The sequence below is a fragment of the Euzebyella marina genome, from assembly GCF_014855515.1.
GTDB classification, from domain to species: domain Bacteria; phylum Bacteroidota; class Bacteroidia; order Flavobacteriales; family Flavobacteriaceae; genus Euzebyella; species Euzebyella marina.
On the sequence record NZ_JACYFK010000002.1, the window covers coordinates 388,577 to 402,965 of the forward strand.

The window sequence follows — 14,389 nt, forward strand, 5'->3', positions numbered from 1 at the left end:
ACTACAAAAAGTGCGGTTTATCGAATTAATCCAATAAACCAATTTTAAGATTCGTTGTTATTTTTTGTCAATCGAATCTTGATTACTTTACTATGAAACTAGTTGAGAAGCTTTTCACATGGAGGATAACCATTCAACTATCTATTGTAACGTTGGTGGCATTATCAGTACTTAATTTTTACGGACTCTATACCCAGACTTTTCCCGTTTTTAGGCCTGAGAACTTTGCATTTCCCATTATCGCTTTGGTACACTTGGTATTTCTCTATGTTCTCTGGTTTAAAATCACTGAATATGAAGATACCGACCCTCAAATGCGTACTATAGAATATATACTGTATGCAGTGGTTTTGGTATATCTATTTTATTTAGCCAAAACAGTTTACACACTTTTGAGCTACACCGATTTTGAAAACCACGTCATTCCAGTGTCATTTTTACCAATGGCACTAGTTATTCTAGTCTTACAGACGTTTCTAATATTCATGACCGTCTTGGCCATTGGATATAGGAAAAAATTGGTTGGGGATTATAATTTTGATGATATCAGCAGACATATAGATTCTTGGGAACAATAAAAAAAGGCCAGGTTTTAAACCCCAGCCTTTTAATTTTAAACTCATTGCCTACTCTGATTCGATAGTAATTTTTATAACATGTGAGGTTGCAGGTATATTATCAAACTCATCTCCATTGACTATTCTCACCGTATAATTAGGGTCTTCCGGTCCTGTATTCGGATTTCCTTGGCGAATAACTTGGGTCAAACCTGCCCCTGGGTGCTCATCTGCCTCGGTGCCTGCATCAAAGAGGTAAACATATCCGGTCATATCACCATACATCGCTTCCCCATCTTTAAACAAGGGTAAACCTTCAGGTTTAAATCCATAGAACCAATCGTTACTTTGGGCAAACATACTTGCAATCGATAAGTTATAACCTTCTTCTGCCGTAAAAGAGAATTGGTAACTATTCCCCGGACCGATGGGTCCTGCTTCGGATGCTCCAACAGGTGTATTAAAAATGCCATATTGCATCAATTCTTCTTTATTCATTAAAGACTCTGAAAGCATGGCAATCGAACCATCTTCGGCAATTCCCTCCAATCCTTCACCAAAATCGGCCATACCTTTTTCATATAATGGCATATCGCCATCTTTGTGTATAGCCCAAACCCCAGGTGAAAGTGGCACAATCAAACCTGTTGCAGCTTTCGTATCCATAAGTAAATCATCAAGAAAGCCGTCTTCCGCGACATCTTCGACGCCTGAAGTACTACCTATCAATCCGGCGCCAGAAGCAACCTCTCCCTCTACAAAGAATGGTGCTGGTATTGTATGAACGGCATACACTCCGGGCGAGATGGGTACTGCGGCCCTAGCATCTTTTCCCATAGCGGGCACAGCAATAGTGTTTGAATCGGATACATTTTTAATTCTCACCTTGAACCTGGCAGGAGCAATTAACTCAATAGTAACTTTTATAACGTCATTATTTTCAGGAAGCACATTGCCGAAAGAACAGCTATTATCGGTTATTCGGGTAACCACACCATTTTCTTCTTCCCCTTGGTCCATCGCTTCTGGTGCCTGTTGCGGCTTTTGATTAGGTCCCCCGGTTTTTTCATTCACTTCAGTACCGGCATCCCAAAGATAAATTTGGTCAGTTATATCAACAGGGCCGTCACCACAAATAGGTAAGTCGTTTTCATCGTACAGAGCGATACCTTCTTCATTAGGAGCATAAAATAGGTCATTCGACTGTACAAACATGGTAACGAATGACAGTCTGGTGCCCCCATCGCCCGGCAATACATGAGGGCCCGCGTTTATCTCAAACTCATACGCTTCACCAGGAAATAATGGTGCAGGTTCTGATTTACCCATAGGTACGGCAAACACGCCGCTCTCAAAAATGGGTTTTGGAGTTACCACATTTTCTATTGTTACGGTAAAATCAGCAGAATTCAATTCCATTTCCTCTTCTACGTTTTCTTCAGAATCTACCGATGAAGTTTCTGTACCCTCTGTTACAGATTGTACGTTTTCATCAATTTCAGTGCTTGTAATTTCTTCTTCACATGCTGTAAAGGCAACCATTGCGGCCCCCAAGAATACTGGTAATAGTCTTTTTGTTTTCATAATAATGTCGTTTTATGTTGAAAACAAACTAAGCCATACTATATCATCACAAAATCACATAAAAATCAACTTTTATCGAATTTCTGTGAATTTTCTGTGAGCTTTCAACTATTTGAACGACTGACTCTTAGACAGAAGGTTATTGTATTAAAGATTTAGTAAGTGTTTTGATTGTACAATTATCGCCGTGATAATTGTGTGATACTTTTTGTTTTCATTCGTATTTGAGATGATGAAAGAAATTTTAATTATAGAAGACGATCCGGAAATCATCAAGTTGTTGGAGATTCATCTAACGGATTTAATCTACAAGACCGACAAGGCCGTTGATGGTGCCCAAGGGCTAAAAATGGCCATAGAACATTCGTATGATTTGGTTCTACTTGATTTAACACTGCCTACAATGGATGGTGTTGAAATATGTAAACGAATAAGAGCACAGAAAAGCACCCCTATTATAATGCTAACGGCCAAATCAGAAGAAATAGACCGCGTACTAGGGCTTGAAATAGGTGCGGACGATTACATAACCAAGCCTTTTAGTATAAGGGAGCTTCTGGCTAGAATCAAGGCTGTTTTGAGAAGAACCAATCAACAGGGCAAAGCAAAAGGGAATTCAAGCGATATGTCGTTTGAGGGTATGCATATCGATGTCGACAAGCGAAAGGTTCTAATCGAAGGGAACAAAGTTGATCTTTCACCAAAAGAATTCGAGCTATTGGTATTAATGGCCTCGAACCCTGGCCGAAATTATACAAGAACCGAACTTCTAAATATCATCTGGGGATACAATTTTGATGGTTATGAACACACCGTAAACTCGCACATCAATCGGTTAAGGGCTAAGATTGAATCAGATATGGCCAATCCTTCCTACATTCTAACTACTTGGGGAGTTGGTTACAAATTCAATGAAGATATATCGTTATGAGCACAAGAGAAAAAACCTTAACACCCAAATTGGTCAAAAAATTGTGGCTGGCGTTCGTTCTTTTAGTGCTTTTGATGGGGGCATCCTATATTTTCATTACGGGGTATTTTGCGAATAAATACAGTCAAGAAACCACTCAACGGTTAAATGCCGATATCGCCAATCATGTTATAGCCGAAAAATTCAGTGGAGCATCGCCCTTTTTAGCCGACGGAAGTGTCAACAAAGAATTGTTCGGTGATCTCATGCATGATATGATGGCCGTTAATCAAAGTATCGAAGTATACCTTTTAGGTCAGGAGGGAGATATACTTTATTCCGTGGTTCTTGATCCCGAGGATAAGAATGCGGCAAAAAAGGTAGATTTGGCTCCTGTAAAATCATTTATTGCCGATAGTGGGGAAAAATTTGTTCTCGGAGACGATCCAAGAAACCCTGGTGCAAAGAAGATCTTTTCTGCTGCACCCTATAATGTAGATGGTCATCAAGGATTTATCTACATCGTTTTGGCCGGAAAAAAATTTCAAGAAGTAAGCGATAACCTAATGAGCCAATATTTCGCTCGATTGGGGATTGGAGCGACCATTCTTACCATGATTTTCTCGGCTATAATCGGTTTGTTGGCCATTTGGTTCTTGACTAAAAATCTGCGTTTGATTACTCAAACCGTACGTAGGTTTCACGATGGTGACCTTGAAGCTCGCATTAAGAACCCCGAGAAATCCGATATTGAAGTTTTTGCAAAGTCTTTTAATGAAATGGCCGATAGTATCGTTAGTAATATGGACAAGATGCAATCGGTCGACCAATTGAGAAGAGAACTGATAGCCAATGTGTCACACGATCTGAGAACGCCACTGGCCATTTTAAAAGGCTATATCGAAACGCTACAGATCAAAAGGGATAGCCTTTCAGAAGTTGAGAAAGACGAATACCTTCAAATTACTCACGACAATGTAGACCGCCTATCCAATCTTATCAACCAGCTTTTCGAATATTCGAAATTGGAAGCGGAACAAGTGGTTCCCATTAAAGAACCGTTCTCTATCACCGAGCTTTCTCACGATCTTATTGCCAAATTCAAGGTGTTGGCAGACAAGAAGCAAATTGATTTGAAAATGGATAATCCTGAGGACAACTGTTTGGTCTATGCCGATGTTAGTCTCGTAGAAAGGGCATTGCAGAACTTGATCGAAAATGCTTTGAAATATACCGAAGCCGGCGGACATGTGACGCTGTCATTGCAAAAAAAAGGAAACAATATTGAAATTGACCTTACCGATACAGGTACGGGCATACCTGTTAACGAGCAACCTTTTATTTTTGATAGGTACAAGCAAGTAGAAAAAAATGCAAAGAAACATGGCTACGGACTTGGCCTGGCCATTGTCAAAAAAATAATGGATTTACATGACACCACTATCACCGTTTTAAGTAAACCAAAAGAAGGAAGCTCTTTTACTTTTCATTTACCGGCATATCAAATCTCATAAAGAAAAAGCCCCGGTGAACGGGGCTTTTGAAAACTTTCTTTTATAATCCGCTTATAAAACTACCGTATAAATCTTTAAATTGATACCCTTCGGAAAAGCGACTTTTGCTTAATTTTTTGTGGGATACCAGCCCCCACAAAACCAATTCTTTTAAAAAGTAAACATCCTCTTTTGGAAAATCAGGTTGAAACTCCTTTACCAATTGATTAAGTGCCGGAATACTGTCCAACGCCCTTTTGTATTCCTCATCGGTAAAATCGTCTAACAATTCAAACCCTTCCCCCTGAAAAAACCACGTAACTAATTCATCATACGGGGTGATGGCATCTTTTTTCTCTAATTTATTAATCGCCGGAAAGTAATTAGGAAACAAACTTTTCACCGCATCATCGACCAAAATCTCCGCTACGGAATCGGCACCTTCCTGTTCACCTTCATAGACCAACTCAATTTTTCCGGTTATTGCTGGTATAACACCCATAAAATCACTTAATCGAACCATTGTTGTTTCAGAACCTGTTTGAAGAGCCCTTCTTTCTGCTGTACTCAACAAGTTCTCGTAAGCTGTGATACTGGTTCTCGCACTGACCCCACTTTTGGCATCTACATATTCACTGTTGCGTGCTTCAAAACCAATCTGCTCCAATAAATCTTTGGCCATATCGGGTACATATACAGTTCTCGATTGCCTATCGTCTAAATGGGCCTCTTGCTCAGTGATTTTTCGTGCAATTTCTATAGACTCAGGATAATGTGTCAAAATTTGAGAACCAATTCTATCTTTCAGAGGTGTAACAATGCTACCTCTGTTGGTGTAATCTTCAGGATTCGCCGTGAAAACAAACTGAATATCCAAAGGCATTCTTAATTTAAAACCCCTAATCTGAATATCGCCTTCCTCTAAAATATTAAAGAGCGCCACTTGAATACGGGCTTGAAGGTCAGGCAATTCATTGATGACAAAAATGCATCGATTGGCCCTAGGTATCATACCAAAGTGAATGACCCTATCATCTGCATACGATAATTTAAGATTCGCCGCTTTTATCGGGTCGACATCGCCAATCAAATCGGCCACCGTCACATCTGGGGTTGCCAATTTTTCAGAAAAACGTTCGTTTCTATGCAGCCAAATAATTGGGGTTTCATTCCCCTTATCTTCAATCAACTGCACAGCAAAACGAGACATGGGCCGCAAAGGATCATCGTTTATTTCAGAACCTTTGACAACAGGTATCCATTCATCCAGCAAATGCACCATCAATCTGGCCAACCGCGTTTTGGCCTGCCCTCTTAACCCTAGTAAATTGATATTATGTCTAGATAGTATAGCTCTTTCCAATTGTGGAATGACCGAGTTCTCGTAACCCCATACACCTTCAAAACTATCCTCTCCGTTCTTGATTTGCTCTCGCAGGTTATCCCTAAGCTCATCTTTAATATTCTTACTTCGATACCCCGATGCTTTTAAATCGCCCAAGGTTTTTATTTTCAAATGATCAATACTCATATTCTCTTCTCGGTTTGTATCTATTTTATCATTTGCAAAAGGCGCAAACAATACTATTTATAGCAATTATTTTATACGTTTTCTTCTATTGGCTTCGTAGTCTTCAAAAATCATTTCACCCAGACCCTTTAGCCCTGTAAAAAAGGCTTTTCCTTTATTGGCTTCGGTAAAATGCCTAACGAATTGCATTAGATAAGAATCTTGGGCAATCATAAAGGTGGTAATGGGAATGTGAAGTTTACGCGCCTGACGGGCCATGTTGTAACATTTCTCGACTATATAATCGTCTAGGCCCACACTATTTTTATAGTAATTACCATCAGGAAGCCTCAAGCAACTCGGCTTACCATCGGTAATCATAAAAATCTGCTTATTGGTATTTCTTTTTCGTCTCAACAAATCCATAGCCAATCGTAAACCTGCAACGGTATTGGTATGGTATGGGCCTACTTTTAAATAAGGGAGCTCTTTAATGGAAATCGGCCAAGCATCATTACCAAAAACCAATATATCCAGAGTGTCTTTCGGGTAACGGGTAGTAATTAATTCGGCCAAAGCCATTGCCACCTTTTTGGCAGGTGTGATTCGGTCTTCACCATAAAGTATCATACTATGGCTGATATCGATCATGAGCACCGTACTCATCTGCGCTTTGTATTGGGTATCTTCGACGACCAAATCTTCTTCGCTAAGAGAGAAACTACCAATACCATGGTTAACTTGGGCATTTTTCAAACTCTCGGTCATTGAAATATGCTCTAGGCCATCACCATAGCGATATTCCCTTAAATCACCGGTATGTTCATCACCCTGGCCAGATTTGCCCGTTTTATGGTTGCCAGAACCTTGTCTTTTTAATTTACCGAAGATTTGATCTAAGGCTCTTTGCCTAATTAATCTTTCTAGTTTGGCAGTAATCGAAATTTTTCCGTTTCCAGAACCATCTCCTTCATCACCTTCTTGCCCATCGCCCATTTCGCCGCCACCATCTTTGAACTCTTCCCTGATGTACCCTTTCGCCTTTAGTTCTTCAATAAAATCGTCGATAGTATAATCGTCGTCGGTAAGCTCATATTCTTTATCAAGCTCTCGCAACCAATCTATCGCCTCATCAAAATCGCCAGAAGTGTGCGTGATGAGTTCTTGGAAAATTTCAAAAAGTCTTTCAAATGGGGTTTGTTCGGGAGCTTCGTATGGGGTGAAGCGAAATCCGTTTCTAGTATTCATAGCCATTACATAAAATTAGTGTTTTTAGCTGTGAACACCTCTATTTTTAGGAAATGTTAACGGTAAGGAAGTGGCCCACCGTTGGTTGCAGGCCAATCCCTTATCTGTATTAATATCATTCTACTACAGCGAGTTCATCAGTAGATTTCCAGTTACCTCTGGTAAAATCAGGAAATTCTTGTGGGGCGCCATTAGCTGCAACTGAAGCTTCGCTTAGCGGTGCCACCGCGCTCCATAGGCAACCTTCGTACATATTCTGGTCTAAAGGTTCGCCGTTTCTTAGACATTCAACTATTCGGTATAGCATCATAAAGTCCATACCGCCATGTCCACCCATTTTTACCGCAAGTTCGCCCAACCTTTTGTAGAGAGGGTGCTCATACTTTTCATAAATCTTGGCAAGACCGTCGCCTTCAGCCCATTGGTGATGGTCTTCGGTAGCTCCTTCAATACCCCCCTCGATGGCCATACGCGTAGGGAAACCGGCCAATGTACCCTTGGTGCCCTGAATGAGGTTTAACCTATTGTAAGGTCTCGGACTCGTCTCATCCCACTGAACCATAATCGTTCTTCCCAAGTCGGTTTTAATGATGGAGGTACTGATATCACCACCTTTATAGTCTAATTCGTTCCACTGATGATCGGCAGGAAAATTCTTTTCAGCATATAATTTTCTTCCCTTGGCCGGCGATGAAAAAGAATTAATGAATTTGAAATTATCTTCACCACGTGCCAAGTTCATGTATTGTGCCACGGGACCCAACCCATGGGTTGGATAAAGGTTTCCGTTTCTTTTCGCGTAATGATAGGTTCTCCAAGAGCCCGTACCACGTTCAACTTCGTTCATTTGAGAGCGTAGTTCGTGAATATAAGCAGCCTCACCGTGCAAAAGTTCACCAATGACACCTTGACGGCACATATTAAGATATAGAAGTTCTTCCCTACCGTAATTGACGTTTTCCATCATCATACAGTGCTTTTTCGTCTTTTCAGAAGTATCGACAATTTGCCACATTTCGTCAATGGTAAGTGCCAATGGTACTTCAACGAAAGCATGAGACCCCGAATTCATCGCCTCGATAGCCATAGGGGCATGCAGTTTCCATGGGGTGGCGATGATGACAGCGTCGGGTTTCTGCTCCTTAAGCATCTTTTTCCAATCTTCCTCTCCGTTGGTATACAGCTTTATTTTTTTATGTCGTTGACCCTTGCCCGCCTCTTTGCAAGCATCTGCCGATCTTTGGGCCAAATCTTCATATAAATCGGAAATGGCCACCACTTCGGTACCTTCAATGGCCGCAATTTGTTTGGCATGGCCAGAGCCTCTGGCACCAACACCTATAAAAGCAAATCGAACCTTATCTATTTTAGGAGCGGCAAACCCACCCATGTACTGCGCATCAAAAGGTCTTGACGGGCCCAAGAGGTTTGCTTTCGATAAAGAAGGCACCAAGGTAATGCCCGCACCTACTATCGATGATTTTTTAATAAAATTTCTTCTGTTGGAATTCATTTGGTAGTAATATTTAGTTTAGTTCTTAAGGCTTGAACGTACAAGATAGACAATAAAAAGGGAATCTTTAGGTCTTCATATTCAATTGATTTATTTTGATGAAGACAATATTCAAACTATTTTAATCGAGTATGGTGAACTCATTACATGAAGGCTTTTACAGAACAAAACCATTATGGTTGAACGAGCAGTTTGGTATTGAACAATTCCATTTTCCTGAGGTAACCCTGCAACCACCGTTCACGGAAACTATACCTGCCAAAATGCGATTAGGGCATCAAATGGAATTTGTCTTTAAAGACCTTATTGAAAGGTCCGGTGCATATGAAATTCTTCTCTACAATCAACCCGTTCTTTCTGGCAAACAAACCATAGGTGAGATTGATTTTATTCTTGGTAATAAAGAGACCTTTCAACAAATACACGTAGAACTTACCTATAAGTTTTATGTAATCGATAGTGCTATTTCAGAACCGATACATCGTTTAATGGGCCCGAACAGAAGAGACATGTTCTTTACCAAAATGGAAAAAATCAAGAATCGTCAATTTCAATTATTGCACAGCGAGGAAGGGAAAAAAGTTCTGTTTTCAAAGAATATCGACCCTAACTGCATACACCATTTATGCTGTTTTAAGGCGCAACTATTCCATCACTATCTAGAAGAGCAAAGCCATATTAGACCTTTGAACAAAGCCTGTTTATCTGGCTTTTGGATTAGGTTCAAAGATTTTGAGAGTTCAGCTTTTCGAGGTTATCACTACTACATGCCTAAAAAATGGCAATGGGTCATAAGGCCTCATAAAACTGTAGAATGGATGTCGCATTTTGAGACGTTAATGGAAGTTAACCTGAGAATGATCAATGAAAATTCACCTATGCTTTGGCTCAAAAAGAATGATGGAACCATTCAAAAGCTATTTGTAGTTTGGTGGTAATTATAAAGTTAGGGAAGGAAGATAGATTTCTGCTTTTCTAAAATATGTTTCCTCCCCTCTTCTCAATCACTCAAATGTGTAGCTCGTTTTGACCACTTGGGTAACCCTAAAATACCCATGCGCATAGTTATCGGCATTGGTCAAGTTGATGCAGTTGCCCTTAACCGATACCGGGATAGATTCAAAAAGACCCATTCCCCCAATTTGATTGATTAGAATTCGCATGTATTTCAGATAAGCAGGTGATATGGCATAAAAGGAAATATCTACCGTATCTCCTGGTTGAAAGGCTTCCTTTTCGTCGGTATCATCATCCTCACCGATTTCGTAGAACCAATCAACCTTGTTACCATTAACAAATTCATCATCAAATTCTTCAAAATCGGGAAGCAAGTCTCCCCGTTTCCAAAATTTAAAGAAATAGCTGTTGCCTTCCTCCTCTGGGTCTATCAAGGTCATATTTACCTCAAGATCGTCTTCACTAAAACCATCTTCTTTTGATTGCCCTACGACTGTAAGGTCAGGTACAGCAAATAAGGTTTCTTCAGCGATATAGGTTTCATCCTCATAGATTACCTCCAATTGATATCTATGCCCAACAGCGGGAATAAATTCATCAGTGTAATAACTGCCGTTGCCTTGATCAACAAAATCAAATAAATCACCTGTGTTCAAATCAGTAACCTGAATGATTGCACCAGTAATTATCGGGGCATTACCGCTACTGAAAAATTCTGTGGAAGCACTTAAGTCAATCGTTTGTTCATTGCCTTGCGTACCTTTTTCCCAATCGAGACTTGCTTCGATGACCAAACGCGTAGGGGCCGTCTGAACATCAACATCTACCACATCAGTACACGATATGCACAGTAGCGTACTCAATAATGCCAAAAAATGATTTTTATAATTTTTCATTTGATCCTAAAATTTAAAGTTGTAAGTAATGGACGGTACAATACCGAATATGGCCGTTCTGGTAGCTTCATTAGCACCTGTCTCCCTATTTTGGCCAAAAGAAATTGAAGCCGCATTCTTGCGATTATACACATTGTAAATTCCTAAGACCCACTCCCCTTTCCAGCGAGAATTTTCTCTTCTGTCAGGTTGGTAGTTGACCGATAAATCTAAACGATGATAGGCCGGCAAGCGGTCAGAATTACGGTCGGAGTAGCTAGCTACCGATATGTCTTCATATTCATATTGGCCATTGGGGTACGTGACCGGTCTGCCTGTTTGAAAAACCAAATTGGTACCAAAACTCCACTTTTCATTTAATCGGTAAGTGCCTGCCACCGAAACATCATGGGTGCGGTCATAGGGAGTATTGTACCAGTCGCCATTGTTAATACCCAAGCCTCCTGCCCTTCCACCTGGTGTACGCTGTTCCGATTTTGACAAGGTATAGGCGACCCAACCCGTTAAATCGCCCTTATTTTTCCTGAAGAGCAATTCTAGGCCATATGCCCTTGATTCGCCATTCAATATTTCTGTTTCAATAGTCTCTTGGCCTATCAGCTCTGAGCCGTCAATGTAATCGATGCGATTATCGACCGTTTTATAGTAACCTTCTAGTTCGACCGAATAGGCCTGGTCATTGATGTGCCTGAAGTAACCAAGTGCATATTGATTTGATAATTGGGGTTTTATGAATTTTCCACTAGGTGCCCAAACATCGACCGGCGTAACTGAAGTTGTGTTCGATAGTAAATGAATGTATTGGGCCACCCTTGAAAACCCTGCCTTCACCGAAGAATTATCGTTTAATTGATAGGCAATATTTATTCTAGGTTCCCAGTTGTCGAATGTTTCTATGGCATCTCCTTTTTCGTAATAGGTTTCTCCGATAACAACTCCACTTTCGTAAATACCCAATGCGGAATTGTAGCGTACCGGCAAATCATTCAAATATTCATTCATCACTTGTCCGCCAAGCCGATTGAAACGACTATAACGAAGGCCGTACTTGAGTGATATTCTTTCAGAAAGCTTCTGTTCGGCATTTACGTACAAGGCTGATTCCAAGGCCTTTTTCTGATCTAATACCAACGGATTTATCGAAGATTCACTTGAAGTTGGTTTTAACCTACCCGGATCAAATTCATAAAAAATTCCACTGGCACCGAAGTCTAGTTTGAACCTATCGTTAAAGTAGTACTTGAAGTCATATTTCAAATTATAATTATTGATGGAAGCCAGCCAATCAAAATCCTCCATATCAAACCCAATTTTGTAATTATATCTACTTACAATGGCAGACATATTAGAGAATAAGCGGTCATTGAAAATATGGTTCCACCTCAGGTTACCAGAAGAATTACCATAATAGCTGTCAAAAATATCGCCGAACTTAAGAACATCACGACCAAAATAACCGGAGAGATAGACCTTATCATTATCGGTCAATTCATAATTAGCTTTTAAGTTCAAATCGTAAAAACTAGCCCTGTTTTCTTCGCCGGCCAACATTAAGAATAGATGGGCGTAAGATGTTCTTCCGGCAACCAAAAAGGATCCTTTTTCTTTGAATAAAGGGCCTTCTACCGCCAACCTACTTGAAATAGCACCGACACCACCGTTTATCTCAAAGTTTTTATTGTTGCCATCTTTTTGTCTGACATCCAAAACAGAAGAGACTCTTCCCCCGAATTTTGCCGGTATGCCCCCTTTGTAGAGTTTCATGTCTTTTATAGCGTCGGCATTGAACACCGAAAAAAAGCCGAAAAGGTGCGATGTGTTGTAAATAATAGCCTCATCCAATAAAATAAGGTTTTGATCTTGGGCGCCTCCCCTTACGTGTAATCCGCCTGAGCCTTCTCCATTATTGGTTACGCCTGGTAGCATATGCAGGGACTTCAGAATATCCACTTCCCCAAGAACTACTGGCATTTGTTTAACCGTTCCAATATTCATCTTTGCCACGCTCATTTCAGGTTTTCTGAGCACAACGGTTTCAGGTTCGTCTCCCGTAACCACGACCTCTTCTAACTGGGTTGATTCTTCGGCAAGCTCAAAATTCAATTTTTGGTCACGATTAAGTTGTATCTCTTTTACTTGACTATGATAGCCCATATACGAAATGATCAAGTTGTACTGACCGGAAGGCGCGGATAATGAATAAAAACCGTATTCATTAGTTACCACTCCAATGGTGGTACCTTCCAATAAAATTGAGGCTCCAAAAAGGGTTTCGCCATTATCGATATCGGTAATCGACCCATTTATAGTAAAGCTCTGCTGTGCATTTGCCGTAAAAATTGCAGCTGTCAAACTGATGATGCCAATGCAAATTTTAATCAATGGGGGTATTCTCGTTTTGTTTGATATGCTCATACTATTTGTTTTTTGATTGTTGAACACCCTTACTGACAGATGAAAAATCAATTGGTTGCATTTCAAAAGAAAATATTCAAAAACAAAGAAGACACTGACCGTATTTATAAATCAGCACCCTGTCAATTAAAAAATTTGTGGGATGATGCAACCTTGAATATTTTATCTTGTCTTTGATATTGAACTGATACGACATAACAATCGCCATCCTTTAATAATTGGAAACCGAAATTCGATTTACACATAAGGCATTAGTGGAAAAAAGCAAGCTAGGTGACCGAAGCTCACAATACGAATTGTATGAGCTTTACGTCGATGCTATGTATAATATAGGTATGCGTTTCCTTCGAATTAAAGAAGATGCCGAAGATGTGGTACAAGACAGTTTTGTTGACGCTTTTAAGAATCTTGATCAGTTCAAGTACGAGAGTACTTTTGGGTCTTGGTTAAAAAGGATTGTCATCAATAAATGTATCAACTTCCTAAAAATTAAACGAGTGCCTTTGACTCCTATGCAAGAACATGAATTTCATATCACTGATGAGGAGACAGATTGTAAGGAAGAAGCGGTCGACATTAGAAAGGTTAAGCAGGGTATCGACCGACTACCAGTAGGGTATAGACAAATTTTAAACCTCTATTTAATTGAGGGCTATGATCATATGGAGATTGGAGAAGTTTTAGGAATTACCGTATCTACCTCAAAATCTCAATACCATAGGGCCAAAAAGAAACTAATCGAAATTATAAAAGAACTATGATGGACAATTTCGAAAAACACATACGAGAGAATCTCGAACAATTCGATGAACATAGGGCTGACAGAAGTAAGATGTGGGCCGAAATAGAGCAGAAATTATCAAATGAACAGAAAAAGGTGATTCCGTTATGGAGAAGGTCTATTATACAAGTGGCGGCCGCTGTATTGTTGCTTATAGGTTTATCGGGAATCATTGGAATAACCTTCTACGGAAATAATCAAACCGGTTCTAACACCTTCGTATCGCAAGAACTTAATGACATCGACACACACTATCAAGGTTTGGTAGCCTATCAGGTAAACTTAATCAAAGAAAACAAACAACTAAGTGAAGCTGAAAAAACGGAGTTTCTCTCATTTATGGATGATTTGGATAGGGAATATGATGAGCTCAAAATAGAAATGAGAAATAATCTTGACAACGAACTTTTGCTGGAAGCAATTATTGCAAACTATAAAAAGCGTATTGAATTGATAGAGAATTTATTGCGCCAACTGAATGAATCAAAAATTAAAGAAGAAGATTATGGCTATACTCTCTAAAAG

Annotated in this window: 12 protein-coding genes; 6 read left to right on the plus strand and 6 right to left on the minus strand. The window is 39.9% G+C overall.

What is annotated here, in order from left to right:
* The first annotated feature begins 92 nt into the window (after positions 1 to 92).
* Complete coding sequence (locus IL356_RS10420; protein ID WP_225621465.1) at positions 93 to 578, plus strand: hypothetical protein; 486 nt, start codon at positions 93 to 95, stop codon at positions 576 to 578.
* Between the two features lie 48 nt (positions 579 to 626).
* Here the strand turns inward: IL356_RS10420 and IL356_RS10425 are convergent, their stop codons facing one another.
* Positions 627 to 2,141, minus strand: coding sequence for a spondin domain-containing protein (locus IL356_RS10425; RefSeq protein WP_121849062.1), 1,515 nt, complete (start codon positions 2,139 to 2,141; stop codon positions 627 to 629).
* 229 nt (positions 2,142 to 2,370) lie between these two features.
* Here IL356_RS10425 and IL356_RS10430 point away from each other — a divergent pair, with 229 nt between their 5' ends.
* Positions 2,371 to 3,072 (plus strand): response regulator transcription factor, encoded by a 702-nt coding sequence (locus IL356_RS10430; protein WP_317125470.1) that lies wholly within the window; start codon positions 2,371 to 2,373, stop codon positions 3,070 to 3,072.
* Positions 3,069 to 4,565, plus strand: coding sequence for a sensor histidine kinase (locus IL356_RS10435; RefSeq protein WP_121849061.1), 1,497 nt, complete (start codon positions 3,069 to 3,071; stop codon positions 4,563 to 4,565). Before IL356_RS10430 ends, IL356_RS10435 begins: the two co-directional genes overlap by 4 nt.
* 40 nt (positions 4,566 to 4,605) lie before the next feature.
* Here the strand turns inward: IL356_RS10435 and IL356_RS10440 are convergent, their stop codons facing one another.
* The 3 genes from IL356_RS10440 to IL356_RS10450 form a co-directional block, all read right to left on the minus strand.
* Positions 4,606 to 6,075: a MoxR family ATPase gene (locus tag IL356_RS10440; RefSeq protein ID WP_121850710.1), complete on the minus strand. Its 1,470-nt coding sequence runs from the start codon at positions 6,073 to 6,075 to the stop codon at positions 4,606 to 4,608.
* A gap of 66 nt (positions 6,076 to 6,141) precedes the next feature.
* Positions 6,142 to 7,308: a vWA domain-containing protein gene (locus IL356_RS10445; protein WP_121849060.1), complete on the minus strand. Its 1,167-nt coding sequence runs from the start codon at positions 7,306 to 7,308 to the stop codon at positions 6,142 to 6,144.
* Between the two features lie 109 nt (positions 7,309 to 7,417).
* Positions 7,418 to 8,815, minus strand: coding sequence for a Gfo/Idh/MocA family protein (locus IL356_RS10450; RefSeq protein ID WP_121849059.1), 1,398 nt, complete (start codon positions 8,813 to 8,815; stop codon positions 7,418 to 7,420).
* Positions 8,816 to 8,946: 131 nt separating this feature from the next.
* Here IL356_RS10450 and IL356_RS10455 point away from each other — a divergent pair, with 131 nt between their 5' ends.
* Positions 8,947 to 9,753 carry a DUF1853 family protein gene (locus IL356_RS10455; RefSeq protein ID WP_121849058.1) on the plus strand — a complete coding sequence of 269 codons (807 nt, stop codon included), beginning with the start codon at positions 8,947 to 8,949 and terminating at the stop codon, positions 9,751 to 9,753.
* 66 nt (positions 9,754 to 9,819) lie between these two features.
* On the opposite strand, the gene IL356_RS10460 is transcribed toward IL356_RS10455, so the two are convergent.
* On the minus strand, positions 9,820 to 10,668 hold the full coding sequence (locus IL356_RS10460) for a DUF4249 family protein (protein ID WP_121849057.1): 849 nt from the start codon (positions 10,666 to 10,668) through the stop codon (positions 9,820 to 9,822).
* 6 nt (positions 10,669 to 10,674) lie between these two features.
* Positions 10,675 to 13,083, minus strand: a complete 2,409-nt coding sequence (locus IL356_RS10465; RefSeq protein WP_121850709.1) for a TonB-dependent receptor — start codon at positions 13,081 to 13,083, stop codon at positions 10,675 to 10,677.
* Positions 13,084 to 13,337: 254 nt separating this feature from the next.
* Between IL356_RS10465 and IL356_RS10470 the strand changes: the two genes are divergently transcribed.
* Positions 13,338 to 13,844: an RNA polymerase sigma factor gene (locus IL356_RS10470; protein WP_240467914.1), complete on the plus strand. Its 507-nt coding sequence runs from the start codon at positions 13,338 to 13,340 to the stop codon at positions 13,842 to 13,844.
* Positions 13,841 to 14,386 carry a hypothetical protein gene (locus IL356_RS10475; protein ID WP_162987890.1) on the plus strand — a complete coding sequence of 182 codons (546 nt, stop codon included), beginning with the start codon at positions 13,841 to 13,843 and terminating at the stop codon, positions 14,384 to 14,386. Before IL356_RS10470 ends, IL356_RS10475 begins: the two co-directional genes overlap by 4 nt.
* Positions 14,387 to 14,389 lie beyond the last annotated feature (3 nt).